Here is a 26,527-nt window from a genome sequence, read left to right on the forward strand (position 1 = left end):
ATGTGACTCGTGGAGAGAGCCCCCACCCCAACCCTCCCCCGCAAGCGGGAGAGGGGGCGCACTATTTCTGCGGTCGACAACTCGACCAAAGCTCATCCGAACGATTAGTCCTGATGGTCCGGGTGCGCGGAGGCCGAGCGCAGCCCGAGCAGGCCGGCCAGCGTGCGGCGGTGGTTGGTGTCGATCGTCGCGTAGACGCTCATGCCGGCCTTCAGCTTCTTCACGAACGGATCGTTCTCGTCGAAGTAGATCCGCACCGGCACGCGTTGCACCACCTTGACGAAGTTGCCGGTGGCGTTCTGCGGCGGCAGGATCGCGAACTGCGCGCCGGTGCCGGGCGACAGCGAGCCGATCTTGCCCTTGAATTCGTGGTTCGGGAACGCGTCGACGTCGAGCGTCACCGGCTGGCCGACCGCGACATAGGTGAAGTCGCTTTCCTTCGGATTGGCGTCGACCCAGGGATGGTCGACATCGATCACCGAGAACACCGGTGCGCCCGCGGCGACGAAGCGGCCGAGCTGGATCTGGTCGACCTGGGTCGCCACGCCATCCATCGGCGCGCGCAGCACGGTGTGGTCGAGATTGCGCTGGGCGTCGTCGAGCTTGGCCTTGGCCTGGGCGTAAGGCGGGAAGCGCTCGATCGGCAAATCGACATCGCCGAGCAACTGCGTCTTGGCGTTGGAGATCTGCTGCCTGATGTATTGCGCCAGACTCTCGGCGGTGACTTGCGCATTCGCCGCGTTGTCGAGGTCGAGCTGCGAGCCGAAATTCTGCTTGGCGAGCGTCGATTTGCGATCGACGTCCTTCTTCTTCAGTTCGATGCTCTGCTGGGCGAATTCGAGCATCCTGGTGTTGATCTTGATGTTGTCGACCAGGTTGTCATAGGTGGTCCTGGTCTGGTCGAGCGCCGCCTTGGCCTGATCGACCGCGAGGCGGAACGGCACCGGGTCGATCTCGAACAGCTCGTCACCCTTCTTGACGTGCTGGCCTTCCTTCACGACGATCTTGTCGATCTTGCCGGAGATCTCCGGCGTGATCAGCACCTTCTGCGCGCCGACATAGGCGTCGTCGGTGCCGACATAACGGCCGCCGTTAAGATAGAACACGCCGCCGACGATCACCGCCACGATCGGCAGCACGACGAGCAGCAGCACCCGGCGATAGCGCCGCAGACCTGCCATCAGGCGCCGGCGCGGCGCCCGGCTGGCCTTGCCCGACGGTGCTGATACGCCGGGATTGCTCTTCTGCTCAGGGGCCAGCTTGAGGACGGGTTCAGCCATAGCGCTGTTCCTTTCGGGAGGGCTCGCCGGCTGGGCTTTGGATGGCATTGCGAACGTTTTCCTTGATCGATTCCAATTGAGTGAGCAGGCGATGCGCGTCAGTGGGGCTGATGCCCTCGAGCGCGGTCGCGGTGAGTTCGGAGCGCAGGCCGGCAAGCTTCCCGAGCAGCGGGCGCGCGGCCTTCTTCAGATAGAGGCGATTGACGCGGCGATCGTTCTCGTCGCTGCGGCGCTCGATCCAACCATTGTCGCAGAGCTTGTCGATCAGCCGCGTCAGCGTGATCGGCTGCATCTCGAGCAGCTCGGCGAGTTCGGTCTGCTTCATGCCTTCCTGGCGTTCCACCTTGGACAGCACGGCCCATTGTGCGCGGGTGATGCCGTAGCGCGCGGCCTCCTTGTCGGCATAGACGCGGATCAGCCGGAACAACTCGCCAAGCGTAAACAAGAAGTCCGTATCCACGGAACCGCGCATCTGTGCTCCTTCCATAAGCTTTGGATATAATAAGCTTGCTTATGAATTCTGCATGCCGGGTTAACGGGGGGCTGCCCCGCATGGCGGACATGGCTGCAAGGCGGTGAGGGACTGGCTTAGGTCGTGGGCTTCGGTATTGGCTTGGGCCGGGCTATGGGAACCGGCGCAGAAATGCTACATATCGAGGCAATGAGCCTCGCCAAGCCGACGTTTCCTGCCCCCGACCACGATCACGGCCGTTGCGCCGCGGACGCGATGGCGCATGCCGAACAGGTCTGCGCGCGCCGCGGCCAGAAATTCACCCCGATCCGGCGCCAGGTGCTGCAGGCGCTGCTTTCGAGCCATCGTCCGCTCGGCGCCTATGAGGTGATCGACGAGCTGGCCAAGACGATGCCGCGGCCGGCACCGATTACCGTGTATCGCGCGCTCGATTTCCTGATGGAGAACGGCCTCGTTCACCGCATCGAGAGCCGCAACGCCTTCCTCGCCTGCGCGCATGATCATGACGAGACCTCGATGGTGGCGTTCCTGATCTGCGACCACTGCGGCTCGGTCGGCGAAATCCCCGCCGCCCCGGTCGCGCAAAGCTTGACCGCAGCAGCGCGGGCCTCGGGCTTCATCCCGAAACTGTCCGTGGTCGAGATCGCCGGCACCTGCGCGCATTGCCAGAAGGCGTGAAGCGCGGATGCGATTGAGCCAAGCAATCACCGCGAGCACTCTGCGCCCCCTCTCCCGCTTGCGGGGGAGGGTTGGGGTGGGGGTGTCACCGCGAGCCGTTCCGTGGAGAGAGCCCCCACCCGCCGCGCTCTTCGAGCGCAGCGACCTCCCCCGCAAGCGGGAGAGGTGAGGTCCCCATAACAACAACACGGCAGCAAGCCGGCCCGCGAGGAAACATGTCGACCCAAGCGATCTCCGCCAGCATCACGAGGCCCGTCAGCGTCGGCCATGGCCTGCCGCCCGGCGCCATCGCATTGATGCTGATGCTGTGCGTGAGCTGGGGCTTCAACCAGCTCGCGGTCAAGCTCGCGCTGCCCGATGTGCCGCCGATGCTGCAGGCGTTGATCCGCTCCTCAGGCGCGCTGCCGGTCATGCTGATCGTCGGCTGGCTGCGCGGCGTCAAATTCTTCGAGCGCGACGGCACGCTTCTGCCGGGCGTGATCGCCGGGCTGATGTTCGGCTGCGAGTTCGTGCTGATCTTCACCGGACTCACCTTCACCTCGGCGTCGCGCGCCTCGGTCTTCCTCTACACCGCGCCGTTCTTCGTCGCGCTCGGCTCGCACCAGTTCCTCGGTGAGCGTCTCTCGACCGTGCAGTGGAGCGGATTGGCGCTGAGCTTTGCCGGCGTCGCGCTCGCGATCGGCGTGCCGCAGCCGAACGTCGATGCCAAGGTGCTGCTCGGCGACCTCATGGTGGTCGGCGGCGGCGCGCTGTGGGCGGCGACCACGCTGGTCGCCAAGGGCACCAACCTGCGCAAGGCCGCGCCGGAAAAGGCGCTCGGCTACCAGGTCGCGATCTCGATCCCGATTCTCAGCCTCGCAGCCTGGATCGCCGGCGAGCGCATCGAGCATGTGCCGAGCGCGCTGTCGATCTCGCTGCTCGCCTATCAGGCGGTCTGGGTGGTGGGCTGCACTTTTGTCATCTGGTTTGCGATGGTGAAGACCTATTCGGCGAGCAAGCTGTCCGCCTTCACTTTCGTCACGCCGCTGTTCGGCGTGGTCGCGGCCTATTTCATCATGCACGACACGCTGACGGCGGTGTTCGGCGTCGCCGCGCTGCTGGTGATCGCCGGGCTTTATCTCGTCAACAAGCCCGACCCGAAGGTGACGCCGGATCCGAACGTTCCGGCGTGAAGGCGCTGCAACGCGACACATATCGCCTGTGTCGACCGGCGCAGGATGAGGCCCCTTGCTCCCGCATTGATCTACGTCAACACTGCCGCCCACATTCCGTGAACCCTCCCATGCGAGGGATGCCGTGGAGGCACGCTGATGCCAATCGATGCCACCGATGCAATTGAAGCCGGAATCCGGTCCGCGTTCACCGCATACTCCAAAGAGGATGATCCAGACTGGCGCAGTGCGTGCTGGATCAAGCCTGATGAGTGCTCCCATTTGGCAAAGAGCATCTTGAAGGAATTGGCGGCCCGAGGCTTTGAGATCATCAAGAAGCCGGCTTGATCGCCTGCTCCTCCGTGCCGCTGCGAAAAAACAACCCGACGAGCAAAATTCCGCTTCAGGTTCGGACCGATGTCGCCAGAATGCGAAGCGCGTTCCCACGCACATCTGTCATCGCCTGCGCATGCGTGCGATCCAGTACGCCGCGGCTTCTCGATTCAAGCACCGGCGTCTCTGGAATACTGGATCGCCCGGTCGAGCCGGGCGATGACGCCGAGATGGTATGCAATGACGGTGCGTCGTATTCCGCGAGAACCATCCTCATCGTCGTCCTGGCTTTCGTCAGGACGACGAAGGAGGAGGCATCACGCCCGTCCACTACCCCACTTCGATCGGCAAGGACGCATCCTTCGCCCATTCGCCCATCGAGCCGTCATAGAGCGTGAGATTGTCGTAGCCGAGCCGATGCAGCTGGAACAGGTCGATGGTCGCGGAGATGCCGCCGCCGCAATAGGCGACGACGCGCTTGTCCTTGCTGATCCCTTGCGCGGCGAAGGTCGCTTCCGCCTCTGCAAGCGGCACGAACGTCTTGCCCTTGGGATCGATCAAGGTTGCCGCCGGCACGCTGACGCTGCCTGGGATGCGGCCGGGCCGGCCGTAGCGGCTCGGCTCCAGTCCCTTGTAGAATTGCGGGCCGAGCGCATTGACGATCACGGTATCGCGCTCCGTGGTCGCGGCGAGCACGTCACGCTTGCCGACGAACATGTTCTCCTTCGGCCGCGCCGAGAACGTCGCCTGCGGATAGCCGCCGGCAAGCCCGGTCTCGATGTCGCGGCCCTCGGCGGTCCATTTGTCGATGCCGCCGTCGAGCACCGCGGCACCGTCGAAGCCCAGCGAATGCAGCATCCACCAGAACCGCGTCGCCCACATCGCGGTGCCGATCGAATAGAGCACCACGCGGCTATTGGCCGAGATGCCGTGGCGGCCGAAAGCGGCCTCGAGCTGGGCCGTCGGCGGCATCATAAAACGCAGCTCGGTGCGGGGATCGGAGAATTCGGCCTGCAAATCGAGGAAATTCGCGCCGGGGATGTGACCGGCCTCGAACGTCTGGCGGCCCGAGACGACAATATAGGGAATGTTGCTGCCGGCTGGGGCCGGCTCCAGATAGGTCGTGCAGTCGAACAGGCGGAGATCCGGCCGGGTCAGGATGTCGGCGAGTTCCGCCGTGGTGATCAGCTCGTTCCGCACAGCCATGGCAGCCTCCCGACAATTTCTTAAGGGGATGCTAGGATGCTCCGGATCACATGAAAAGCTGTCACTTTGCCCTTTGATTCACCCCAATTCGGCCCAATATAGCTGTCCATGCAGGACGCCGCTGCATGGCTTGCCTTTGGCCTCAATCGGCGCCATAAGCTGTTGAATTCACTCCGAAACATCACCGTTTGGCCCGTTTTGCGCGCGGCCCATCGCCCCCTTGGTGAATGTCACCAAAACCTGATATTCGAGACGCCATGAACAAGCCCGAGATTTTGCCGCAAGACGACGTCGCCGGTCCCGCGCCGCGGCACCAAACCACGCAGGTCATGGTCGGCAACGTCGCCGTCGGCGGCGGTGCGCCGATCGTCGTGCAGTCGATGACCAACACCGACACCGCCGATATCGAGGGCACCATCGCCCAGGTCGCCGCGCTGTCCCGCGCCGGCTCCGAGATGGTGCGCATCACCGTCGACCGCGAGGAAGCTGCTGCGGCCGTGCCGCACATCCGTGACGGCCTGCGGAAGCGCGGCATCACCACGCCCTTGATCGGTGATTTCCACTATATCGGCCATAAGCTGCTCGCCGAATATCCGGCCTGCGCCGAAGCGCTCGACAAGTACCGCATCAATCCCGGCAATGTCGGCTTCAAGAACAAGCGCGACACCCAGTTCGCCGACATCATCGAGATCGCCAACAAGAACAACAAGCCGGTGCGCATCGGCGCCAATTGGGGCTCGCTCGACCAGGAGCTGCTCACCAAGCTGATGGACGAGAACACGGCATCGGCCAATCCGCGCGATGCCCGCGCGGTGACCCGCGAGGCGATGGTGCAGTCGGCGCTGCTGTCGGCGGCCCGCGCCCAAGAGCTCGGCATGCCCAAGAACAAGATCATCCTGTCGGCCAAGGTCTCGGCCGTGCAGGATCTGATCGCGGTCTATCAGGAAGTCGTGTGCCGCTCGGATTACGCGATCCATCTCGGCCTCACCGAGGCCGGCATGGGCTCGAAGGGCATCGTGGCCTCCTCGGCCGCGCTCGGCATTCTCTTGCAGCAGGGCATCGGCGACACCATCCGCATCTCGCTGACGCCGGAGCCCGGCGGCGACCGCACGCTGGAAGTGCAGGTCGCGCAGGAATTGCTGCAGACCATGGGCTTCCGCACCTTCGTGCCGCTGGTTGCGGCCTGCCCGGGTTGCGGCCGCACCACCTCGACCACGTTCCAGGAGCTGGCGCGCTCGATCCAGGATTTCATCCGCGACGAGATGCCGGCCTGGAAGACCAAGTATCCGGGCGTCGAAGAGCTCAACGTCGCTGTGATGGGCTGCATCGTCAACGGCCCCGGCGAATCCAAGCACGCCAATATCGGCATCTCGCTGCCCGGCACCGGCGAAGCGCCGGCCGCGCCCGTGTTCGTCGACGGCAAGAAGTTCCGCACCCTGCGCGGTCCGGGCATCGCCGCCGACTTCAAGGCGCTGGTGATCGATTATATCGACCAGCGTTACGGCAGCAGCGCCAAGGTGCCGGAGCCGGCAGGCGCCGCGGAGTAGTTTTGCTCCGCGCGTAACCCACACGCGCGTGATCCACACTCAACTGTCGTCCCGGCGAAGGCCGGGACCCATAACCACAGGATGTGGTTATGGCACGAGATGTGAGTTACCAGTCTTCGCAAAACCCGATCCTGTGGTTATGGGTCCCGGATCTGCGCTCCGCTTCGCTGCGCTTGTCCGGGACGACGGATATGCTTGCGGCGCGGATTGCGCTTCGCTCTATCCGGGCTACGATGCTCCCAATGAAGAACGATCGGGAGAACGCCCATGAGCTCGCTGTCCGGCAAGCAGGGTCCGCGCTACCGCCACCTCGCCGACCAATCCGAGCCCTATGAGACCATCGGCGTCGAGAAGCTGACGCCGATCATCGGCGCGGAAATCTCCGGCGTCGATATCGGCAAGCTGGTCGGCGACGACGCGCGCCCCAACCGCCAGATGGACGAGATCCATCGCGCGCTCGCCGAAAACCTCGTCATCTTCTTCCGCGACCAGCACATCAGCCCGGCCCAGCATCTCGCCTTCGGCCGCAAGTTCGGCGAGCTGCATGTCCACCCCGCCGCGCCCAACGAGGGCGATCCGGCGCTGATGAAGATCTATGCCGACAAGGATTCACCACGCGCCAATGGCGAGGGCTGGCACACCGACGTGTCCTGCGATCTCGAGCCGCCGATGGGCTCGATCCTCTACATCAAGCAGTGCCCGCCGCGCGGCGGCGACACGCTGTTCGCTAACATGTACGCGGCCTATGAGGCGCTGTCGGACCGCATGAAGGCCTATCTCGACGGGCTGACCGCGCTGCATGACGGCGAGCAGACCTACCGTGGGCTCTACGCCAATTATGGCGTCGCCGACAAACGGGAATATCCCCGGGCCGAACATCCCGTGGTCCGCACCCATCCGGTGACCGGCAAGAAATCGCTCTACGTCAATCGCGGCTTCACCCGTTTCATTATCGGCATCCCGCGCGACGAGAGCGATGCCATGCTGGCCTATCTTTACCAGCATGCGGAGAACCCGCTGTTCCAGTGCCGCTTCCGCTGGTCCGAGAACGCGATCGCGTTCTGGGACAATCGCTGCGCCCAGCACCGTGCGATGTGGGATTACTGGCCGCACACCCGCTCCGGCACCCGTGTGACCGTGAAGGGCGAGCGGCCGGTGTGACGGGAATGCGTAGGATGGGTAGAGCGCAGCGAAACCCATCATCTCGCCGCGTAGATGCCAGTGATGGGTTTCGCTTCGCTCTACCCATCCTACGAAAACAAAAGTAATTCGGGAGACCGCCCATGCTCCGCGCCGAAGACAACAAATTCCTCACCGAATCCGGTGCCGGAACGGGAATGGGCGAATTGCTGCGCCGGTTCTGGATTCCGGTGCTGCTGTCGGAAGAGCTGCCGGAGCCGGACAGCGACCCGAAGAAGATCGAGGTCATGGGCGAGGAGCTGCTGGCCTTCCGCGACTCGAGGGGTGTGGTCGGCGTCATCGATCAATATTGCCCGCATCGCGGCGCCAATCTCTGGCTCGGCCGCAACGAGGAATGCGGCATCCGCTGCGTCTATCACGGCTGGAAGTTCGACACCGACGGCCGCTGCGTCGACATGCCGACCTCCTATCCGGACCTCAACGCCAAGGACCTGATCCGCATCAAGTCCTATCCGGTACGCGAATGGGGCGAGATGATCTGGGCCTATATGGGCCCCGCCGAGGTGATGCCCGAATTGCCGGCGCTGGAGATGGCGCTGCTGCCGGCCTCGCACCGCTTCGTCACCAAGAAGTGGCAGGACTGCAATTGGGTGCAGGCGGTGGAAGGCTCGATCGACACCGCGCATTTCACCTTCGCGCATCTCTCCTTCGACAAGGAGGAGAACGAGATCCTCGACATCAAGAGGCATTTCGTCAACCCGCTGACGCGGGTCGCGACCGACCACATGCGCTGGATCGCCGAGGATCCGCGCCCCGTCATCAAGATCAATCCGCATGAGGCCGGGCTGACGGTCGCGGGCGGGCGGCTCACCGGCAGTGACAACATCTACTGGCGCATAGCCCAGTTCCTGATGCCGTTCCACAGCTACGCGCCGAGCTCGATGCCGGGCGAGAACATGTTCGGCCAGACCTTCGTGCCGGTGACCGACACCAATTGCTGGATTTACACCTATGCCTGGAATCCGCACCGGCCGCTGACCGACGCCGAGCGCGACGGCTACGCCAACGGCAACGGCGTGATGGCGGTGGTCGACGAGAACTATGTGCCACTGCGCAACAAGGCAAACGACTATCTGATCGATCGCAACCTGCAGCGGACCAAGAGCTACACCGGCATCAAGGGCGTCTCCGAGCAGGACGCCGCGGTGCAGGACAGCCAGGGCCCAATCGCCGACCGCACCCGCGAGCATCTCGGCCCGACTGATCTCGGTATCATGCATTTTCGCAAGCTGGTGATGGAGGCGGCCCGCGCGCTGCAAAAGGGCGAGGCGCCGGCGCACGCCAAGCACCAGGATCGCTACACCGTGCGCTCCGGCGCCTGCGTCACCAGCAAGACCAAGGATCTCGCTGCCGTCATGGTCGAGCGGTTCGGCGATCCCGCGGGCTTCGTCGGCGGTCCCGGGCAGAACGCCGCGGCGGAGTAGGGGCACTGTCGTCCCTGCGAAAGCAGGGACCCATAACCACCGACGGAAATTGTTGAGATGCACCGTGGCCGCAGCCTTCGCCAAACCGGCGACGGTGGTTATGGGTCCCGGGTCGCGCTTCGCTTGCCCGGGACGACGTGTGGAGAGAGCGTGCGCTACAACGGTATCCTGCGATACTCGCGGTTGGAGAGGCTGGCCTCCTCGAGATCGAGGTCGCGTTCGATGCGCCGTCTTGTTTCGTCGGTGATCTTGCCGTCGCGCAGCAGCATGTGGATGAACTTGCGTTCAGAGGAGATCAGCTCCCGCGTCAGCGCGGTGCCGGCGGCGGAGACGTCGTGCTTGTCGGGGTCGAGCGTATCAGGCAGCTGGTTGATGCGGATCTCATGGCGCGAGCGCAGCAGCTTGATCACCTCGTCGGAGAGTTCGCGATCGTCGGTGATGGCGTCGAGCGATTTCAGCGCGGCGTTCAGCGCCTCGCGCCGCGCCTCGATCTCCTGCTCGTGCTCGGCGATATGCTCGCTGCGCCCGTCCTTGGCGAGGCCGAGCACACGCACCACCGGCGGCAGCCCGAGACCGAGTCCGACCAGCGTCACGAAGATCACGCCGAAGGCGACGAACAGGATCAGGTCGCGATACGGGAAGGCCTCGCCACCAGGCAATGTCAGCGGCAGCGCCAGTGCAGCGGCGAGCGACACCGCGCCGCGTACGCCGGTGAAGGCGACCACGAACACCGCCCGCCACGACGGCAGCGGATCGCGCTCGCGCACGCGGGCGCTGATCCAGCGCGGCAGATAGGTGCCGGGAAATACCCAGAGGAAGCGCGCGACGATCACGATGACGGCGACCAGCACGGTGGCGGTCAGGATGTCGTACAGCGGAAACGCCTTCGACTTCTCGTATAGCGACCGCATCTGGAAGCCGGTCAAGAGGAACAGCAGGCCCTCGATCAGATAGATGATCAAGTCCCAGAAGAAGATACCCTGCAGGCGCGTCGCGGCCGAGATCAGCAGCGGCCCGTTCCAGCTCATATAGAGCCCGCAGGCGACGGTTGAGATCACGCCGCTGCCGCCGAAGTGCTCGGGGATCCAGTAGGCGAGATAGGGCGTGATCAGCGACAGCGTGATCTCGACCTGCGGATCGCGGGCGCGGCGGCGGGCGCGCAGGCTGAGCCAGCCGACCGCCGTGCCGAACGCAATCTCGCCGGCGACGATGACGAGGAACGTGCCGGTCGCCTTCGGCAGCGAGAACAGCCCGGTGGTGATGGCGGCGAGCGCGAAGCGGTAGAGGATCAGCGCGGTCGCGTCATTGGCGAGCCCCTCGCCCTCGAGCACCACAAGGATGCGGCGGGGCATGCCGAGCTTGCGCGCGATCGCGAGCGGCGCGACCACGTCCGGCGGCGCGACGATCGCCCCGAGCAGGAAGCCGATGCTCCAGGGCAGCCCGATCAGATAGTGGGTTGCGGCCGCGACCATGAAGGCGGTGAAGATCACGCAGCCGACCGAGAGCAGGATGATCGGCCGCAGATTGGCCTTGAACTCACGCCAGCTCATCGCGACGCTCGCCGAATAGATCAGCGGCGGCAGCACCACCAGAAGCACGAGCTCGGGCGGCAGTTCCAGCGACGGCATGCCCGGCACGAAGGCGAGCACGATGCCGACCAGCAGGAGCAGGATCGCCGGCGCGATGTCGGTCCGCCGTGCAACCAGGGCGGTTCCCGCCAGCACGCCGAGCAAAGTGAGAAAGATCTGAAACTTGGCTTCCATAATGGGCTCAATTCGCCCGGAAACCAGCGCCAGTCAATGCGGTCCGGCCGGAGTCGGACCGCTGGAGCGTGTCATAAAGCCGTCGCAGGGATGCGGTGGGCCGCCCGGTCAGTCCCGCTGATCGTAGCGGTAGGACTTCGAGACGATCTGCCAGCCATCGGCGAGCTTCATTGCGACAAGGTAGTCGGTGAAATAGCGCGGCGGCAGCTGGCAACGCACCTTGATGAAGGCGGTGTTATCGTCGGAGCGGTCGATGGTGACGATGAAGTCCTCGCGCGGCTTGCCTTCGGCCTTCGCCGACGGCCGCTTGCGCACCAGAGCAAGCCAGTCCGGCACGCTGAGGACCTTCAGCTCGCCCTTGTCCACCCAGCGCAGGTCGGCACTGGGATGAAAGGCCGTTGCGAGCTTGTCGGCATTGCTCTCGTAGAGGCCGTCGAAATAGGTTTGCACGACGCTTTCGACGCTGGATCGTTCCTGACTCATTGGTTAGTCCTCCCGGCAGGATTTGACTGCCAGGATTTAGCCATGAACCGCCGGATTGCGCCATGGCCGGCGATAAAATTCCGCGTGAGGAGCGAGTTGTGACCGCATCTGCAAATTCGAACGAAACTATCCTGACCGGCGAATGCTTCTGCCGCGATGTGCGCTACGAGGTGGCCGACGCGTTCACCTATGCGTTGAATTGTCACTGCTCGAATTGCCGGCGCACCACGGGCTCGGCGTTCAAGCCGTTCGCGGGCATCGTGCGCGAGAAGTTCACCGTCACCAGCGGCGCCGAGGGTCTCTTGATCTACGGCGATGAGCTCACCCACGACGCGCATTGCGGCCGCTGCGGGTCGCTGCTCTATTCGCAGGTCCGTAACGGCGCCTATGTCCATGTCACGATGGGTACGCTGCGCGATGCGCCGACGATCCGGCCGACCGCGCATATCTTCGTCGGCTCCAAGGCGCCGTGGTACGAGATACTGGACGACCTGCCGCAATATCAGGAACATGTGACGCAGAGCGGGGAATAAGTCCGCTCAAGGCAGGTTCTTGCCCTGAGTTGGGTCCGCTTGTACCGCTGACGTCTCGGACGGCCCCAGCGAGAAGGCGAGCACGACATCGTCGGCGCGCTGCTTGAACTCCTTGCCGACCGCAGCGCGCGCGGCGTCGGCGAGTTCATGCAATGGCTTGTCCTGCAGCAGGCTGGGGAAGGTGACGGTGACCGACGTGAGCCGGCCATTATGCCAGTTGAACGCGACCGCAGGCTTGACTCCGACCATTGCAACCAGATCGTTCTCCACGGCCTTGGCGTGCTTGAAGCCATCGAACACGGCGTCGACCAGGCCGCAACCCGCGGCGCAGGCGGCCAACAGCGCGAGGGCGAGGAGGTTTCTGGCCATGCTGCGGATCCTGCCGGCTCTGGCGGGTGGAACCGCCGCGCTTGTGCCCTGCATCATGTCCTCCGTGGTTCTGTTCTTGTTGGCTCGATCGTGCACGAAATCTCGTGACCAGCCAAATCCGAACCAGCGGTCTGTTTCGTCGACTAACAGTCAGGATGGCATGGTCCACGCCGTCGCGGATCGTGAGGCGCCTCACAAAGCACCCCGGCTGCTTCTGGTAAACGGACCTGCATGCTAGAAACGGCCAGAGTGTCGCTATGAACGGGTCTGGGCTCTTGAACGTGCATCGGTTGCTGTTCGCCGTCGCGGCCTTGCTGCTGATCGTCTGCCAGCCCGCCTTCGCCGAGAAGCGCGTGGCGCTGGTGCTTGGCAATTCGGCCTATCGGAACACCGCGCCGCTGGCCAACCCGGTCAACGATGCGTCGGTGATGGCCGCGACGTTGAAGAATGCCGGCTTCGACGTGGTCGACTTCCGCAAGGACCTTCCGGCCGTCGAGACCCGCCGCGCGCTGCGCGAATTCGCCGACCTCGCCCGCGATGCCGATATCGCGCTGGTCTACTATGCCGGCCACGGCATCGAGGTGGACGGCGCCAATTATCTGATCCCGGTCGATGCCCGGCTGGAGCGCGATACCGACGTCTATGACGAGGCGTTCTCGCTCGACCGCATCCTGGTCGCGATCGAGCCGGCTAGGCGACTGCGGCTGGTGATCCTCGACGCCTGCCGCGACAACCCGTTTGCCAAGACCATGAAGCGGACGCTGGCGACCCGGGCAATCGGGCAGGGGCTCGCCAAGGTCGAGCCGACCAGTCCGAATGTGCTGATCGCCTATTCGGCGAAGGCCGGCTCGACCGCGGCCGACGGCGACGGCAAGAACAGCCCGTTCACGATCGCGCTGTCGAAGTTCCTGCCGACCCCCGGTCTCGATGTGCGCCGCGCCTTCGGCTATGTCCGCGACGAGGTGCTGAAGACGACCAACAACCGTCAGGAGCCGTTCGTCTATGGCTCGCTCGGCGGCGAGGACGTGCCGCTGGTGCCGGCACCGGCCAAACCGGCGCCCGCTGCCGCTGCCGCCGCGCCCACAGCGCCAGCGCCGACGCCGCAGTCGGAGGCCCGGCGCGATTACGAGTTGGCGCTGCAGATCGGCAACAAGAGCGCGATGAACGCCTTCCTCGCCCAATATCCGAGCGGCTACTACGCCAACCTCGCCAGATTGCAGCTGGAGAAGTTCACCGCCGAGGACGCGCGCGTGGCCGCCACCGAGAAGGCACGCTTAGCCGAGCAGGAGCGCGCCCGGCTCGCCGCCGAGGGCGCGCAAAAGGCGCAGCAGGCCAAGGCCGAGGCCGACGCGAAGGCTGCCGAAGCGGCGCGTCTTGCCGCGGAACGGGCCAAGCAGGTTGCGCAGGAGCAGGCCGCGGCCGCCGAGCAGAAGCGGCAGGCTGATGCCGCGCTCGCCGATCGTGCTGCGACGAGCACGGCGGTGACCGATCAAGCGGCAACGCAGGCTGCGGCCGCACCGCCGGCTCCGCCGGCTGCTCCCGAGAAGACCACGACCGTGGCCACATTGGCCACCGGGTCACCCGAGGTGGACGTGGTCAAATCGGTGCAGACCGAATTGCGCCGCGTCGGCTGCCTGACCGGCACCGTCGATGGCGACTGGAACGCAGCCTCGCAGCGCTCGTTGACGCTGTTCAACCGCTACGCCGGCACCAAGCTCGACATCAAGACCGCCAGCGTCGATACCCTCGATGCCGTCAAGCTGAAGCAGTCCCGTGTCTGTCCGCTGGTCTGCGAGCATGGCTACAAGGCCGACGGCGACCGCTGCACCCGGATCGTCTGCGCCGAGGGCTCGTTCCTCAACGACGACAATGGATGCGAGAAGCGGCGCGAGCGGAAGCCGGTCGCCAAGCGCGACAGCGACGAGCGCCCGTCGCGCCGTGAGCGCGAACGCGCGTTCCGTCCGCAGCGGGAACTGCGCGAACCACAGGTCCCGTCTGCGGCGATTCCGCGCCCGCAGGGCCGTGTGAGGGCGGAAGGCGGCGGCAGCGGGCAGATCATGTGCGATGCCTATCTGTGCCGTCCGGTCAGGCACGGCTGCCATCTCGAGTACCGCGGCGGCGGCGGCCCCGGCGGCAACGTCGGCAATGTCGAGGTTTGCAACTAGCTCGCTTGCTGCGAACGAGCCGGACTCCCTCCCCCGCTTGCGGGGGAGGGTTGGGGTGGGGGCTCTCTCCACGAGTCGCATTGTGGAGAGAGCCCCCACCCGGATCGCATCTTTTCGATGCGATCCGACCTCGCCCGCAAGCGGGAGAGGTGCAGCGAGTTTGCCGCTGAGCTAGATCAGGCTCGCGGCGATGTTCACCATCAGGGCCAGCAGTGCGGTGTTGAACACGAACGAGATGATGCCGTGCACGGTCGCGGTGCGGCGGATGATCTTGTCGGTGATGCCGACGTCGGAGACCTGCGCGGTCATGCCGATCACGAATGAGAAATAGACGAAGTCCCAGTAGTCGGCATCGGCATGCTGATCGCCGCTCGGAAACTGCAATCCGCCGGGCGTCTTGCCGCGGTAGAACTCGTGGGCGTAGTGCAGCGCGAACGCGGTGTGGACCGCCGTCCATGACAGCGTGATGGTGACGATTGCCACCGCCAGTCCGGCCGGGCTGCCCTTGGATGCGCCGAGTTCGAACACGATGGCCAGAAGGCTCGCCAGCGCGCCGAACGCGGTCAGCAGCAGGATCAGGAAACGGCCATCGTCCTGCAATATGGCGCTGCGCTTGATGTGGGCGACGCCACAACGAAGCATCATCACATAGGCGAGCACGAGATAGAGCGCAGCGAAGGCGTCCCAGCCGGCGAGCATGCGGGTGACGAGGCGCGTCGAGCCGGGGATCAGCAGCGCGACGGCGATGCCGACCGCGATCGAAACGAAGGTGCGCGGCCGGCCCACCACCACGCGGACCGGCATCGGCAGCTTGCGGAAACGAACAAGGCGATCGTCGAACTCCTTGTTCATTTCGCGTTTTACTTTCCGCTAATTCTTGCGCTCGGCGACGAAGCGGGCGGCGGCGCGCAGCACGTCGCCCCGGTTCCCGAACACCGACAGCGCGGCGTCGGCGCGCGCCAGCAGGTCGCGCACGCGCTGCTTGGCGCCGTCGATGCCGAGCTGGGTGACGAACGTGGTCTTGCCGAGCACGGCGTCGGCGCCGGCAGGCTTGCCGAGTGCGGCGGCGTCGCCCTCGACGTCGAGCAGATCGTCGGCGATCTGGAAGGCTTCGCCGAGCGCTTTGCCGTAATCGTCGAGCGCCTGGTATTCCTTCTGCGAGGACTGGCCGAGGATCGCGCCGGCGATGCAGCCGAAGCGGAGCAGCGCGCCGGTCTTCATCTGCTGCACGCGCGCGACGTCGACCGGCTCGCGGTCGCCGAAGCGGCCTTCGCCGGCGAGGTCGAGGATCTGGCCGCCGGCCATGCCGCCGATGCCGGAGGCGCGCGCCAGCGCGCGGGTCAGGAGCAGGCGCACCTGGGCGTCCTTGTGGATCGCATCGCGGGTGATGATGTCGAAGGCAATCGTCAGCAGCGCGTCGCCGGCGAGGATCGCGGTGGCGTCGTCATAGGCCTTGTGCAGGGTCGGGCGGCCGCGGCGCAGATCGGAATTGTCCATCGCGGGCAGATCGTCATGGATCAGCGAGTAGCAGTGGATGCATTCGAGCGCGGCGCCCACCAGCAGGGCGGATTCGCGCGGGATGCCGAACACCGCGGCGCTCTCGACCGCGAGGAACGGCCGCAGCCGCTTGCCGCCGCCGAGGCTCGAATAGCGCATGGCCTCGATCAGCCGCTTCGGGCGCACGATCTCGTCGCTCTCGGCCGCATCGGACAGCAGTTTGGCGAGCAGGGCTTCGGTATCCTCCGCGGTTTGGTCCAGCCGCTTGGAAAACTCTGCAGTACCGGTCGTCATTAAGAATTGCTCCAGATCGATTTTCGGCCGGACAATCGTTGATGGGATCGGCTTCGTCAATTCCCGCCCTGCGATGGATTGCGCCTTAAAAGTGCTGGAAAAACCGTGAATTATCCCCCAGACGTCTGATGGCGCCGGCCGTGTTCTGGCGGGCGGGTCCCAAATCCTCCCTGGAAAGGTCCTCCCCGGAAACCCCAGCTTTGCGCATTGTCCGGATTTTATTGCTGCTTTTGCTGGCCCTGCTGTTGCTGCCCTATCTGGTGGCGCCGTTCTACCGCACCGGCCAGCCAGTTTCGGCGCTGATGGCATGGCGGACCCTGCGAGGGGCCCCGGTCACACGGCATTGGATCGATTTCGGCGCGATGTCGCCCTATCTGCCGCGGTCCGTGGTCGGCTCGGAGGACGCCCATTTCTGCAAGCACCGGGGTGTCGATTGGGGGGCGCTGCGCGAGGTGATCGACGACGCTGGGGACGGTGAGGCGGCGCGCGGCGGCTCGACCATCACCCAGCAGGTGGCCAAGAACCTGTTCCTGTGGCCCGGCCGCAGCGTGATCCGCAAGGGGTTGGAGCTGCCGCTGGCGCTCTGGATCGATTTCGTGCTGCCGAAACAGCGGATCCTCGAAATCTACCTGAACATCGCCGAAATGGGGCCATCCGGCCAGTTTGGTGCCGAGGCCGGTGCCCGATATGCCTTTGGCCGGTCGGCGGCAGAGCTGTCACCCCGGGAGGCGGCGCTTTTGGCGGCGATCCTGCCGAATCCGGTCAAAAGGAGTGCCCGGAACCCAGGTCCGGGGGTCCGCAGGCTGTCCGGCACCTACATGGCCCGGGCCAACTCCGTGACGCGCTGCTGGCGCGAAAATCGCGGCTCCTGAGCGCGATTTCGGGCGGATTTTGCTGTCTCCAGGCCTAGATTTACGCGGTCCCTTCCTCTATAAGCGCGGCCTTACCGGCATCGCAGCTTGCGCTTCGAAGCGCTGAGCCCGTCCGCATTTCGGACGATGCCTCCGCAACACCCTAGAGGACACCGTCATGGCCGTTCCCAGAAGAAAAACCTCGCCGTCGCGCCGTGGCATGCGTCGTTCGGCCGATGCGATCAAGACCCCGACCTATGTCGAGGACAAGGACTCCGGCGAACTGCGCCGTCCGCACCACCTCGACCTGAAGACCGGCATGTACAAGGGCCGCCAGGTCCTGAAGGCCAAGAAAGAGTCCTGATCGGACCTTCGGCTGTCGCGCTGCAGTGAGTGCAGCGCTGCGCCTGAATTCGGCCAACGAGTGCGGTCAAGACGGGCGCGTCGGCGGCGAAGCCAATGAGCATCGCCGCATTGCTGGTTCTCCCTGAATAAGGCGCAAGCCCCGATGGTCGGTTTTCCGCTGCTGCTCGTTCCGCTCGCGGTCTACAACATCATCGCCTTCCTGATGCCCGGCGTGTCCTTCACGGACCCGCTGATCAGGCTGACATTGCTGTCGGGCGAGCAGTGGCAGATCACGCTCAGTGACATGCTGCTTGCCGCCGGTGTGCTGCTGTTGCTGCTCGAGGTCATCAAGGGCGCGCGCCCCGGCGCGAAATATCTCACAGACCATCTGCTGTCGCTGATCGTGTTCGGCGCGGCGGCCGCCGAATTCGTGCTCTGGCCGAAATTCGGCAATTCGACCTATTGCCTGCTCACGCTGCTGGCGCTGGTCGATTTCATTTCCGGAATTGCGCTGCGCACCCGCCGCCGCGCGGTGGTCGCTGCACCGGCACCGGTCAGCAAGTCGCAGCCCGCAGCAGTCGAGACGCCACGGCCCGCGCCTGCGGTGGAGCCTGCCCCGCCGCGGCCCGAGCCTGCACCTGTCGTCACACCGGCGCCCGCCGCGCCGGTCCCGCCAGCGACGTCAGTTGCAGAATCCGTGCTGCTCGATCAGCCCGCGCCAAAGCCCACCGTCACCTCGCCGGATTTGCAGCCCGGCAGCCAGCCATCGTCGGACACGCCGCAGCGCTAGAGCGTTATCGAGGACGATCATGAGTGGAGAAGCGGCCCTTCCGATCGCCGATTCAACGACCACTCAATCGATCTTCGATTGGCTGGAACGGTTCGCCGCCTGCGTCAGGGCGGTCGACTATGCTGCTGCCCGTCCGTTCTGGCATTCGGACATCATCTCGTTCGGCACCTATGAGGAATTGATCCACGGCCGCGCGCGCTGGACCGAGATGCAATGGGACAATGTCTGGCCCCGCACTGCGGATTTCGCCTTTGATCTCGCACATACGGAGGTGCTGATCAGCGCCGACGGCGGCATGGCGACGGTGATCACGCCTTGGGCGAGCACCGGCTTCCATGCGGACGGCAGCCGCTTCGATCGGCCGGGGCGGGCGACGATCATTCTCGCGCGTCAGGCCGACGGGCGCTGGCTCGGCATCCATTCCCATATGTCGCTGCGCCGCGGTGTGCCGCAGGACAGCCACGGCAACCGGCCCGTCAAGGCCCACTGACCCTCGAGATGATGAACTAGATGATTTGCCTGGTGCGCCGCGCGACGCTGCGGCGTTCGTCGACATGCGGGCCGTAGGCGCTCTGCGCGTCGGCCAATGACCCACGCCGCAGCCCGCAGGTCTGCGGCTCATGAGCGGCGGTGGCGATCAGATGGGCCACAAACGATGGATCGGCATGCGCCAGCGGGATCTTGGGCGCCCAATGCGTGGTCGTGGCCAGCGGCACCAGAGCCGTGCCGGTCGCCTCGGCAGTGTCTGTGAACTCGCCGTCCAAGATCCCTGATTGGACCTCTGATTGATCGATATCGAGCATCGCCTGCGACCCGTTGGAGCGTCATCATTTGGGACGTTGCGTCCCTCTGCAACACCTCATGGCAAGGGTCATGCCCGCCATCCCCAGTTCGTTCCGCGGCAGTCGAAAACGTGGTTTCCAGATTATTTATCAAGTTCTCCTAGCGTTGGATTCGCCGGAACCACTATCTTGAGAGCGTATAGAATCACCGGGTGCCGTCCCAAATCGAGACATAGTCGATGCTCCCTGTCCCGCCCGCTGCCAGCATCCTCGCCTCGCTCGGCCAAGCGACATTCGCCTGGGACCTGGCGAGTGATGCGATTGCCTGGAGCGACAATGTAGCGACGGTCTTCCCGGACATCCCGGTCGCTGCGCTCGCAAGCGGGACCGAGTTCGCAAAGCTGATCGAGCCATCGCGCTCGGTCCGCATGGATGCGCTGGGCCAGTCCGCGCCGGTGCAGAGCGGCGAGGGCATTCCCTACCGGATCGAATATGGCGTGCGGGCCGTTACCTCAGCGCCGGTGATCTGGATCGAGGAGACCGGCTGCTGGTTTGCCGGCGCCGACGGCAGGCCGGCGCGTGTGCAGGGCGTCGTCCGCATCAACAATGAACGGCACGCCCGCGACGAGCAGCTGTTGAAATTGTCGCGGCACGATCCGCTGACCAACGAGCTCAACCGCACCCATCTGATTGCCTCGCTCGCGGAGTCCATCGAGGAGTGCGCGCGCTTCCGCACTTCCTGCGCCTTCATGCTGATCGGGATCGATCATCTGGCGCGGGTCAACGATGCCTTCGGCTTCGACGTCGCGGACGCCGTCATCGCCGAGGTGGCAAAGCGGATTCGCGCCCGGCTGCGCAGCGGCGACATGCTCGGCCGCTTCTCCGGCAACAAGTTCGGCCTGATCCTGCGCAATTGCACTGTCGACGATACCAACGTGGCGGCCGAGCGCTTCCTCGCCGCGGTGCGTGATGAGGTGGTGCCGACCAGGTCCGGCCCGGTGTCGGTGACGGTTTCGATTGGCGCCGTCACCATCCCGCGCCATGCGAAGTCGGCCGAGGAGGCGGTCAATCGCGCCCAGGAGACGCTGGACGCCGCCAAGAGCCGCCGCGCCGGATCGTTCGCGCTGTGGAAGCCGAATGTCGAGCGCGACGCCCAGCGCCGCGTCAACATCCGCGTCACCGACGAGATCGTCACCGCGCTGAACGAGCGCCGCATCGTGATCGGCTTCGAGCCCGTGGTCGATGCGCGCTCGCGGCAGCCTTCGTTTTACGAGTGCCTGGTCCGCATGGAGCAGGACGACGGCCGCGCGCTGCTCGCGCCCGACATCGTGCCGGTCGCCGAGCGGCTCGGCCTGATCCGGATGGTCGATCATCGCGTGTTGGAGCTTGCGATCGCCGAGCTCGCCGCCGCGCCTGGCGTGCAGCTCAGCCTCAACATCTCGCCGGACACCACGATGGATCCGGACTGGTGGGCCACCATCGAATCGCTGATGCGCGCGCATCCCGGCGTCGGCGAGCGGCTGATCGTCGAGATCACCGAGACGGTCGCGATCCAGGACATCGACGACGTCCGCGGCTTCGTCACGCGGCTGAAGAATTTCGGCAGCCGGATCGCGATCGACGATTTCGGCGCCGGCTACACCTCGTTCCGCAATTTGCGCAAGCTCGGCGTCGATATTGTCAAAATCGACGGCGCCTTCGTGCAGAACATCGTGCGTTCAGCGGACGACCGCGCCTTCGTGCAGACGCTGATCGATCTCGCGCGCCGCCTTGAAATCAAGACGGTTGCCGAATGGGTGCAGGACGAGGAAGCCGCCGTGATGCTGCGGGAATGGGGCTGCGACTACATCCAGGGTCGCCTGATCGGCCTCGCCTCGCCGGACCGGCCGTGGAACGCGCCGGCGGAGAAGGTGATCCCGGCTGCGGGGTGATCTGTTCGCCAAATCAACGGTGTCGTCCCGGCGAAAGCCGGGACCCATAACCACCGATGCCAATTGCTTAACCAGCGCTGGGGCCACAGCTCACTTCAACGACACGACCCTGTGGTTATGGGCCCCGGCTTTCGCCGGGGCGACGATGGGGTGAGTAGGGCGAAATAAAACGCCTACTCGTCCTTCGTCAGCTGTCGCCGCCGGCGAAGATGTCCTTGCGGATCACCGCATGGACGCCCCAATTGCCGTCGACCACCTGGGTAACGCCAAAATCGACGCCGAGCGAGATCAGCGAGATCGCCTCGTCCTCGGTCAGCTTCTTCGTTGTCATCAGGAATTTGCGCATCTTGCGGAAGGCATCGCGCAAAGCGAGGTCGACCGACGACTTCTTGTAGATCTCGGTCTGCGCGCCGGAGCCAAGCTCGCTGAGATAATTGGCGAAGCTGAAGCCGTGCACCAGCCATTCGTCCTGGGTCTCCAGCATCGGGTAGTCGAGCGCTTCCAGCGCGGTGCCGGCAAGGTCCGCCCTCTTGTGCAGGATGATCTGGAAGGTGCCGTTGAGCGAGCATTCGATCGCCGTGCCGCACAGTTCGGAATCGCCCTGCGAGGCGTGGGAATCGCCGACCGACAGCAGCCCGCCCTCGACCGCGACCGGGTAATACATCGTGGCGCCCTTGCCGATCCGCCAATTGTCGATGTTGCCGCCGGTGTAGCTCGGCGGGATCGAATCGACGAACTCGGCCTCCTTGGGTGCGAGCCCGATCACGCCGAAATGCGGCCGCACCGGGATGCGCACGTTCTTCAGGATGCCGTGGTTCTCCTTGACCGTCGAATGATCGACCGGCACGCCGGGATAATCGATGGTCTTGTGCACCACGCCGGACGGATCGGTCTGCGGTGTCCAGGTGAAGTTGTAGACGGCGCGCGCCCAGTTGCGCTCGCCTGTGGCGTCGACCTCGTAGATGGTGACGACCTCGCGCGGCTTCGGCTCGGTGAGCAGATCCTTGTAGTGGAAGCCCCACGAGGCCGCGGCGTTGCTGCCGAACGCCTTGCCGGAATATTTCGGATTGGCGCAGGGCCGCGGCGCCACGTCGATGATGCGCAGCTCGAGCACGTCGCCTTCCTCGGCGCCGCGCACGAACACCGGCCCGGTGCAGATGTGCACGCCGAGGCCTTCGCCCGCGCCGCGTCCGAACAGCGAGGCATCCATCGGGCCGGCGCCGCGCCGGTTCACGCCCTTCTTCTCCTTGGTCCAGAGATAAACGCTCTCGACGCCGGGATCGCCCTTCACCATGCGCTCGGCATCGTCGTTGGCGTGGTGCGTCAGCGCTTCGATCGTGATGAAGTCGCCGGAATTGATCTCGACGCGCGGCTTCAGCGTCTTGCTGAAATAGCCCCAATGCACGGTGTCGGCATTGGCCGGCAAATGGTGATAGGCACGCTGCGCCGGCTGATGCTTCTCGGCGGCAGCCGCCATCTTCGGTGTCACCAGCGAGATGCCGCCGGCGGTCATCGCCGCGGCGCCGCCCGCCGCCGCGAAGCTCGAGCGCAGGAACGAGCGGCGTTCCCGGTCGAGCGTCTCCTTGAACTGGCGATGATGCAATTCGAAGTCCGGGCAGTTCTTGTCGTCACCTGCGCACATCCTGAACTCTCCTTTGGGTCGAAGTGCGCGTGAGAGTGCATGGCGCCGTGCCACTCCGACATGACCGGGCGCGCCCAATAATTTGTAGGTGCGCTTGTGCTCCTCGCAGCGCGAAAGCATGTGCAAAGGCGTGCGAAGCATCTGCGGCGGCGGCCTTCGCATCGCGGGATGGCCGGTACGGTCAAGAATTTGGACGCATTCGATCAAGTTGCACTGCGTTCGCGATGGCCGCGTTGCCGCGCGAGAGCGGCCGCGACCGTGCGTTGCACGAAGGCTGGGCAATCCGTGCCGCCGCAACATGCTTGCTGCCTCCCTGCAATCGGTGCACGCTGCCTTCACGGCTCTGTGACTTGAAGGCAGCGGGGTTCCGGCCTGGAGGGGTGATGGTCGCGACGACCTATCGGGTTTCGGTCGATGCGATCCCGCGGCAAAACCGGCGGGAGGTCTGGCGCCAGGCGCTGGCCGGATTGCAGCTCGATTGCGGATTGCCGGAGGCCGGCCAATTCCAGTTCGGCGAGTTGACCGCGAAGCGCTCGACGACCGGCGGGCAGCTTGCGCTGCTGCGTTCCACCGAGCAGCAGATCATCTGCAATGGTCATGCGGCGTCGCCTGCACTTCCGGCACGGGTCGCCATCATCTTCCACGCTTACGGCCGCGGCAGCATTGCGTCCGGCCAACGCAGTTGCGAGTTCGCCGACAACGACATTTCGGTGTGCGACCTGCAATCGCCCTGGCGCATGACCTTGCGCGAGGATTTCGAGATCCTGCTGCTCGAACTGCCGCGCGAGCGGCTGCTCGGCCGGCTCGGCCATAATCGCCTGCGCTTGCCGGCGGTGCTCGGCGCGACGATTGCCGCCGCTTCCGTCCGTCCGGTGATGCGGACCTTGGGCGGCAATTTCGCGATCCTGGATAAGGCCGATCTCGCCACCGCGGAGGTCGCGATCACCGAGCTCGTCGCCGGCGCGCTGCTCGGCGAGACCCGGCTCGACGCCGAGACGATGACGCAAGTCCAGGCCGGCCACTTGAGGCGGGTCGATGCCGCGATCGAAGCCCAGCTCGGCAATGCAAGTCTCACCATCGCCGACATCGCGCGGCAGGAAGGGCTGTCGCAACGCTATCTGCAACGGCTGTTCGAGCGGCAGAGCACGACCTTTTCGGCCTATGTGCGCGAGCGGCGGCTGGAACGCTGCTGCAACGATCTGATCGATCCGAACTATGCCGACCAGCGCATCGCCGAAATCAGCTACCGCTGGGGCTTCACCGATCAGGCGCATTTCAGCCGCATGTTCAGCGCGACCTACGGCACCTCGCCGCGCGACTTCCGCAAGGCCGTGCCGCGCGATGTGGAGAGCGAGCGAACGCGCGGCCGGCCGCGGCTGGCGCGCGGCACCGCAACGGTGCTCCGGCTCGCGCCGAGTCCAGCGGCGCGCGAGATCATTTCGCAGCAAGAGCCGGCCCCGCCGCTTGATTCTCCCACGACGACGCCGGAAGGGCGGGACGCGTCGCATCACCATCTCAAGGTGTCCCGCGAGACCGCCCATTGGGGCTATCTCAGCCGCGCCATCCCGCCGGTCATGAGCGTGCAGTCGGGGGCGCTGGTGACAATCGAGACGCTGACCCAGCACGCCTTCGATGATTACGAGCGCATGATCAAGGGCGATCCCGGCGCCGAGAGCGTGTTTCACTGGACCGCCGAAGGCAAATCGGTGGAACGGCGTGGCGCGGGCCCGATGGACGGTTCGATCTTCGGCCGCGGCGCCGGCGAAGGGTTCGGCGTGCACATCTGCACTGGCCCGATCCATGTCTGCGGCGCGGAGCCGGGCGACGTGCTCGAGGTGCAGATCCTCGATATCTGGCCACGGCCCTCGGCCAATCCGGCCTTCGCCGGCAAGTCGTTCGGCAGCAATGCCGCGGCCTGGTGGGGCTTTCAGTACAACGATTTGATCGATCCGCCGGCCAAGCGCGAGACCATCACCATCTTCGAGACGGATGCGCGCGCGGAATGGGCGCAGGCCGTCTATTCCTATCGCTGGACGCCGCAGACCGATCCGTTCGGCGTGCGCCACGAGACGATGGATTATCCGGGCGTGCCGGTCGATCACGCCACCATCGAGAAGCAGAGCGGCGTGCTCGCCGGCGTGCGGATTCCGGCGCGATTGCATTTCGGCTTCATGGCCGTGGCGCCGCGCGAATCCGACATCATCGATTCGATTCCGCCCGGCTATTTCGGCGGCAATGTCGATAATTGGCGCGCCACCAAGGGCACCACGCTCTATCTGCCGGTCGCAGTACCCGGCGCGCTGTTCTCGATCGGCGATCCGCATTTCGCGCAAGGCGACGGCGAGGTCAACGGCACTGCGCTCGAGCTATCGCTCACCGGCCAGTTTCGCTTCGTCGTGCACAAGAGCGGGAAGGCGACCAAGCCGCATGTCGAGGGGCTGGCGCATCCGCTGCTGGAAACGCCGGAGGAGTGGATCCTGCACGGTTTCAGCTATGGCAATTATCTGCGCGAGCTCGGGCGCAACGCGCAGTCGGAAATCTACCAGCGCTCGTCGGTCGATCTCGCGCTGCGCAATGCGTTCCGGGCGACGCGCAAATTCCTGATGGAGTGTTATCGCCTCAGCGAGGACGAGGCATTGGCGCTGATCTCGCTCGGCGTCGATTTCGGCGTCACGCAGGTTGCCGACGGCAATTGGGGCGTGCACGCGATCGTCCGCAAGAGCATGTTTGGCGGCGCCTGACGCCGGCCAAAGGTGCCGCCGTCGGCAATTCGCAAAGTGATGGCGGCCCAGTCGATCGGCCAAGAAGACCTGCAAGAAGACTTGCAAGAGGACCTGGACGAGACCTACTCGTCCTTCTTCGTCGGCTGCGACATGCGCTCGAGGCGTTCCTGCATGTCCTTCATCTGGCGGCGAAGGTCGTCGATGTTGCCGTCCTCGGCCGCGGGCTCCGGCGCCTTCTCGGCTTCGGTGCCGCCGCGCTGCGGCACGAACGGCTTGAACATCGAGAAGGTCTGCTGGAACAGCTCCATGTTGCGGCGGACCTGTTCTTCCAGCGGAGCAAACGGCGTCCCGCTCAAGGCGCCCGCGATCTGCTTGCGGAATCTCTCCTGTTCCCGGGTCAGCGTATCGATCGACTGCTCGAGATATTTCGGCACCACCATCTGCATGCTGTCGCCGTAGAACCGGATCAGCTGGCGCAGGAAGGTGGTCGGCAGCAGGTTCTGCCCGGCCTTGTTTTCCTGTTCGAAGATGATTTGCGCGAGCACGGAGCGGGTGATGTCGTCGCCGGTCTTGGCGTCATAGACGAGGAAATCCTCGCCTTCCTTCACCATCGCCGCGAGATCCTCGAGCGTCACATAGGTGCTCGTACCGGTATTATAGAGCCGCCGGTTCGCGTATTTCTTGATCGTGGTCGGTTGTTCAGATTTTGCCATGGGCTCACACTTCAACACCGAAGGACCTGGAACCCGGCAGCATCGCCGCTGGGCTAAATGCAACGCATCGCAGCAAAGGTAAGCATTTTCAAAGCGGTTCGGCTACAGTTTTGTGCTGTGCGGTTAATTCCAAAGCATAGGATTTGCTCAGGAATGTGCCAAGAGCGTCATTTTGAGTGCGCCGCGGCGCGATTTGCCCGTCAGCGCGATTGACATGTCTCAATGAGGTTTACAGGATAGTCATCAAGAGACAGGCCCGCCAAACCGGCCGCCCGCCGTCGAGAAACCCAGCTACAACCCATAGGAGATGTCCATGTCAGACGATGTCGTCATCGTCAGCGCCGCCCGCACCCCC

At 65.0% G+C, this 26,527-nt stretch carries 25 protein-coding genes; 14 read left to right on the top strand and 11 right to left on the bottom strand.

Annotated elements, in window-relative coordinates; translation table 11 throughout:
• Positions 1–104 precede the first annotated feature (104 nt).
• A complete protein-coding gene (locus tag Q0030_RS19965; RefSeq protein ID WP_298370682.1) occupies positions 105–1,280 on the bottom strand; it encodes an HlyD family secretion protein in 1,176 nt (391 codons plus the stop codon).
• Positions 1,273–1,752 carry a MarR family transcriptional regulator gene (locus tag Q0030_RS19970; RefSeq protein WP_298370685.1) on the bottom strand — a complete coding sequence of 160 codons (480 nt, stop codon included), beginning with the start codon at positions 1,750–1,752 and terminating at the stop codon, positions 1,273–1,275. Before Q0030_RS19970 ends, Q0030_RS19965 begins: the two co-directional genes overlap by 8 nt.
• A gap of 189 nt (positions 1,753–1,941) precedes the next feature.
• Between Q0030_RS19970 and Q0030_RS19975 the strand changes: the two genes are divergently transcribed.
• The 3 genes from Q0030_RS19975 (at position 1,942) to Q0030_RS19985 (ending at position 3,929) form a co-directional block, all read left to right on the top strand.
• Positions 1,942–2,430 (top strand): transcriptional repressor, encoded by a 489-nt coding sequence (locus tag Q0030_RS19975; protein WP_092120279.1) that lies wholly within the window; start codon positions 1,942–1,944, stop codon positions 2,428–2,430.
• Positions 2,431–2,645: 215 nt separating this feature from the next.
• On the top strand, positions 2,646–3,602 hold the full coding sequence (locus Q0030_RS19980) for a DMT family transporter (RefSeq protein ID WP_298370688.1): 957 nt from the start codon (positions 2,646–2,648) through the stop codon (positions 3,600–3,602).
• A 138-nt stretch (positions 3,603–3,740) separates the two neighbouring features.
• Entirely contained in the window at positions 3,741–3,929 is a 189-nt protein-coding gene (locus Q0030_RS19985) for a hypothetical protein (RefSeq protein ID WP_298370691.1), read from the top strand.
• A gap of 315 nt (positions 3,930–4,244) precedes the next feature.
• Here the strand turns inward: Q0030_RS19985 and Q0030_RS19990 are convergent, their stop codons facing one another.
• Positions 4,245–5,120: a sulfurtransferase gene (locus Q0030_RS19990; protein ID WP_298370693.1), complete on the bottom strand. Its 876-nt coding sequence runs from the start codon at positions 5,118–5,120 to the stop codon at positions 4,245–4,247.
• 257 nt (positions 5,121–5,377) lie between these two features.
• On the opposite strand from Q0030_RS19990, the gene ispG reads away from it, so the two are divergent.
• From ispG to Q0030_RS20005, 3 genes are all read left to right on the top strand, one after another.
• A complete protein-coding gene (gene ispG, locus Q0030_RS19995; RefSeq protein ID WP_298370695.1) occupies positions 5,378–6,667 on the top strand; it encodes a flavodoxin-dependent (E)-4-hydroxy-3-methylbut-2-enyl-diphosphate synthase in 1,290 nt (429 codons plus the stop codon).
• 267 nt (positions 6,668–6,934) lie between these two features.
• Positions 6,935–7,828, top strand: a complete 894-nt coding sequence (locus Q0030_RS20000; RefSeq protein ID WP_298370697.1) for a TauD/TfdA family dioxygenase — start codon at positions 6,935–6,937, stop codon at positions 7,826–7,828.
• 122 nt (positions 7,829–7,950) lie between these two features.
• The gene (locus Q0030_RS20005; protein WP_298370699.1) at positions 7,951–9,291 is read left to right on the top strand and encodes a Rieske 2Fe-2S domain-containing protein; all 1,341 of its coding nucleotides are present in this window, start codon (positions 7,951–7,953) and stop codon (positions 9,289–9,291) included.
• Between the two features lie 155 nt (positions 9,292–9,446).
• On the opposite strand, the gene Q0030_RS20010 is transcribed toward Q0030_RS20005, so the two are convergent.
• Together Q0030_RS20010 and Q0030_RS20015 are read right to left on the bottom strand one after the other, a co-directional pair.
• Complete coding sequence (locus Q0030_RS20010; RefSeq protein ID WP_298370702.1) at positions 9,447–11,054, bottom strand: Na+/H+ antiporter; 1,608 nt, start codon at positions 11,052–11,054, stop codon at positions 9,447–9,449.
• A gap of 108 nt (positions 11,055–11,162) precedes the next feature.
• Positions 11,163–11,537 (bottom strand): nuclear transport factor 2 family protein, encoded by a 375-nt coding sequence (locus tag Q0030_RS20015; protein ID WP_212311980.1) that lies wholly within the window; start codon positions 11,535–11,537, stop codon positions 11,163–11,165.
• A 98-nt stretch (positions 11,538–11,635) separates the two neighbouring features.
• On the opposite strand from Q0030_RS20015, the gene Q0030_RS20020 reads away from it, so the two are divergent.
• Entirely contained in the window at positions 11,636–12,070 is a 435-nt protein-coding gene (locus Q0030_RS20020) for a GFA family protein (RefSeq protein WP_298370709.1), read from the top strand.
• Between the two features lie 6 nt (positions 12,071–12,076).
• On the opposite strand, the gene Q0030_RS20025 is transcribed toward Q0030_RS20020, so the two are convergent.
• Complete coding sequence (locus Q0030_RS20025) at positions 12,077–12,439, bottom strand: hypothetical protein (protein ID WP_298370711.1); 363 nt, start codon at positions 12,437–12,439, stop codon at positions 12,077–12,079.
• A gap of 257 nt (positions 12,440–12,696) precedes the next feature.
• On the opposite strand from Q0030_RS20025, the gene Q0030_RS20030 reads away from it, so the two are divergent.
• Positions 12,697–14,604, top strand: coding sequence for a caspase family protein (locus Q0030_RS20030; protein WP_298370714.1), 1,908 nt, complete (start codon positions 12,697–12,699; stop codon positions 14,602–14,604).
• A 171-nt stretch (positions 14,605–14,775) separates the two neighbouring features.
• Here the strand turns inward: Q0030_RS20030 and Q0030_RS20035 are convergent, their stop codons facing one another.
• Positions 14,776–15,456 carry a DUF1345 domain-containing protein gene (locus Q0030_RS20035; RefSeq protein ID WP_298370716.1) on the bottom strand — a complete coding sequence of 227 codons (681 nt, stop codon included), beginning with the start codon at positions 15,454–15,456 and terminating at the stop codon, positions 14,776–14,778.
• Positions 15,457–15,474: 18 nt separating this feature from the next.
• A complete protein-coding gene (locus Q0030_RS20040) occupies positions 15,475–16,395 on the bottom strand; it encodes a polyprenyl synthetase family protein (protein WP_298370719.1) in 921 nt (306 codons plus the stop codon).
• Between the two features lie 128 nt (positions 16,396–16,523).
• On the opposite strand from Q0030_RS20040, the gene mtgA reads away from it, so the two are divergent.
• The 4 genes from mtgA to Q0030_RS20060 all read left to right on the top strand — a co-directional run bounded on the left by mtgA (position 16,524) and on the right by Q0030_RS20060 (position 18,871).
• Complete coding sequence (mtgA, locus tag Q0030_RS20045; protein ID WP_298370722.1) at positions 16,524–17,267, top strand: monofunctional biosynthetic peptidoglycan transglycosylase; 744 nt, start codon at positions 16,524–16,526, stop codon at positions 17,265–17,267.
• Positions 17,268–17,424: 157 nt separating this feature from the next.
• Positions 17,425–17,610: a 50S ribosomal protein L32 gene (gene rpmF / locus Q0030_RS20050; RefSeq protein ID WP_021077536.1), complete on the top strand. Its 186-nt coding sequence runs from the start codon at positions 17,425–17,427 to the stop codon at positions 17,608–17,610.
• 144 nt (positions 17,611–17,754) lie between these two features.
• Positions 17,755–18,381 (top strand): hypothetical protein, encoded by a 627-nt coding sequence (locus tag Q0030_RS20055; protein ID WP_298370727.1) that lies wholly within the window; start codon positions 17,755–17,757, stop codon positions 18,379–18,381.
• 19 nt (positions 18,382–18,400) lie between these two features.
• On the top strand, positions 18,401–18,871 hold the full coding sequence (locus tag Q0030_RS20060) for a nuclear transport factor 2 family protein (RefSeq protein WP_298370730.1): 471 nt from the start codon (positions 18,401–18,403) through the stop codon (positions 18,869–18,871).
• Positions 18,872–18,887: 16 nt separating this feature from the next.
• Here the strand turns inward: Q0030_RS20060 and Q0030_RS20065 are convergent, their stop codons facing one another.
• Complete coding sequence (locus Q0030_RS20065; protein WP_298370733.1) at positions 18,888–19,184, bottom strand: hypothetical protein; 297 nt, start codon at positions 19,182–19,184, stop codon at positions 18,888–18,890.
• A 218-nt stretch (positions 19,185–19,402) separates the two neighbouring features.
• Here Q0030_RS20065 and Q0030_RS20070 point away from each other — a divergent pair, with 218 nt between their 5' ends.
• On the top strand, positions 19,403–21,094 hold the full coding sequence (locus Q0030_RS20070) for a bifunctional diguanylate cyclase/phosphodiesterase (protein WP_298370736.1): 1,692 nt from the start codon (positions 19,403–19,405) through the stop codon (positions 21,092–21,094).
• A 187-nt stretch (positions 21,095–21,281) separates the two neighbouring features.
• On the opposite strand, the gene Q0030_RS20075 is transcribed toward Q0030_RS20070, so the two are convergent.
• Positions 21,282–22,736, bottom strand: a complete 1,455-nt coding sequence (locus tag Q0030_RS20075) for an acetamidase/formamidase family protein (protein WP_298370737.1) — start codon at positions 22,734–22,736, stop codon at positions 21,282–21,284.
• 383 nt (positions 22,737–23,119) lie between these two features.
• Here Q0030_RS20075 and Q0030_RS20080 point away from each other — a divergent pair, with 383 nt between their 5' ends.
• The gene (locus Q0030_RS20080; RefSeq protein ID WP_298370740.1) at positions 23,120–25,477 is read left to right on the top strand and encodes an acetamidase/formamidase family protein; all 2,358 of its coding nucleotides are present in this window, start codon (positions 23,120–23,122) and stop codon (positions 25,475–25,477) included.
• A 104-nt stretch (positions 25,478–25,581) separates the two neighbouring features.
• Here Q0030_RS20080 and phaR read toward each other — a convergent pair whose 3' ends face one another.
• Positions 25,582–26,172, bottom strand: coding sequence for a polyhydroxyalkanoate synthesis repressor PhaR (gene phaR / locus Q0030_RS20085; protein ID WP_298370742.1), 591 nt, complete (start codon positions 26,170–26,172; stop codon positions 25,582–25,584).
• Between the last annotated feature and the right edge of the window lie 355 nt (positions 26,173–26,527).

The sequence above is a fragment of the uncultured Bradyrhizobium sp. genome, assembly GCF_947648125.1.
GTDB lineage: Bacteria > Pseudomonadota > Alphaproteobacteria > Rhizobiales > Xanthobacteraceae > Bradyrhizobium.

Excerpts from the sequence above, each read along its gene's own strand:
- Q0030_RS20040 (WP_298370719.1), bottom strand. The coding sequence starts at position 16,395 with ATGACGACCGGTACTGCAGAGTTTTCCAAGCGGCTGGACCAAACCGCG.
- Q0030_RS20035 (WP_298370716.1), bottom strand. The coding sequence starts at position 15,456 with ATGAACAAGGAGTTCGACGATCGCCTTGTTCGTTTCCGCAAGCTGCCG.
- Q0030_RS20030 (WP_298370714.1), top strand. The coding sequence starts at position 12,697 with ATGAACGGGTCTGGGCTCTTGAACGTGCATCGGTTGCTGTTCGCCGTC.
- phaR (WP_298370742.1), bottom strand. The coding sequence starts at position 26,172 with ATGGCAAAATCTGAACAACCGACCACGATCAAGAAATACGCGAACCGG.
- Q0030_RS19975 (WP_092120279.1), top strand. The coding sequence starts at position 1,942 with ATGAGCCTCGCCAAGCCGACGTTTCCTGCCCCCGACCACGATCACGGC.
- Q0030_RS20015 (WP_212311980.1), bottom strand. The coding sequence starts at position 11,537 with ATGAGTCAGGAACGATCCAGCGTCGAAAGCGTCGTGCAAACCTATTTC.
- Q0030_RS20075 (WP_298370737.1), bottom strand. The coding sequence starts at position 22,736 with ATGTGCGCAGGTGACGACAAGAACTGCCCGGACTTCGAATTGCATCAT.
- Q0030_RS20055 (WP_298370727.1), top strand. The coding sequence starts at position 17,755 with ATGGTCGGTTTTCCGCTGCTGCTCGTTCCGCTCGCGGTCTACAACATC.
- Q0030_RS20060 (WP_298370730.1), top strand. The coding sequence starts at position 18,401 with ATGAGTGGAGAAGCGGCCCTTCCGATCGCCGATTCAACGACCACTCAA.
- Q0030_RS20070 (WP_298370736.1), top strand. The coding sequence starts at position 19,403 with ATGCTCCCTGTCCCGCCCGCTGCCAGCATCCTCGCCTCGCTCGGCCAA.
- Q0030_RS20025 (WP_298370711.1), bottom strand. The coding sequence starts at position 12,439 with ATGGCCAGAAACCTCCTCGCCCTCGCGCTGTTGGCCGCCTGCGCCGCG.
- Q0030_RS20080 (WP_298370740.1), top strand. The coding sequence starts at position 23,120 with ATGGTCGCGACGACCTATCGGGTTTCGGTCGATGCGATCCCGCGGCAA.
- Q0030_RS19985 (WP_298370691.1), top strand. The coding sequence starts at position 3,741 with ATGCCAATCGATGCCACCGATGCAATTGAAGCCGGAATCCGGTCCGCG.
- Q0030_RS19990 (WP_298370693.1), bottom strand. The coding sequence starts at position 5,120 with ATGGCTGTGCGGAACGAGCTGATCACCACGGCGGAACTCGCCGACATC.
- Q0030_RS20010 (WP_298370702.1), bottom strand. The coding sequence starts at position 11,054 with ATGGAAGCCAAGTTTCAGATCTTTCTCACTTTGCTCGGCGTGCTGGCG.
- Q0030_RS19980 (WP_298370688.1), top strand. The coding sequence starts at position 2,646 with ATGTCGACCCAAGCGATCTCCGCCAGCATCACGAGGCCCGTCAGCGTC.
- Q0030_RS20000 (WP_298370697.1), top strand. The coding sequence starts at position 6,935 with ATGAGCTCGCTGTCCGGCAAGCAGGGTCCGCGCTACCGCCACCTCGCC.
- Q0030_RS19965 (WP_298370682.1), bottom strand. The coding sequence starts at position 1,280 with ATGGCTGAACCCGTCCTCAAGCTGGCCCCTGAGCAGAAGAGCAATCCC.
- Q0030_RS20005 (WP_298370699.1), top strand. The coding sequence starts at position 7,951 with ATGCTCCGCGCCGAAGACAACAAATTCCTCACCGAATCCGGTGCCGGA.
- rpmF (WP_021077536.1), top strand. The coding sequence starts at position 17,425 with ATGGCCGTTCCCAGAAGAAAAACCTCGCCGTCGCGCCGTGGCATGCGT.
- Q0030_RS20065 (WP_298370733.1), bottom strand. The coding sequence starts at position 19,184 with ATGCTCGATATCGATCAATCAGAGGTCCAATCAGGGATCTTGGACGGC.
- mtgA (WP_298370722.1), top strand. The coding sequence starts at position 16,524 with ATGGCGCCGGCCGTGTTCTGGCGGGCGGGTCCCAAATCCTCCCTGGAA.
- Q0030_RS19970 (WP_298370685.1), bottom strand. The coding sequence starts at position 1,752 with ATGCGCGGTTCCGTGGATACGGACTTCTTGTTTACGCTTGGCGAGTTG.
- ispG (WP_298370695.1), top strand. The coding sequence starts at position 5,378 with ATGAACAAGCCCGAGATTTTGCCGCAAGACGACGTCGCCGGTCCCGCG.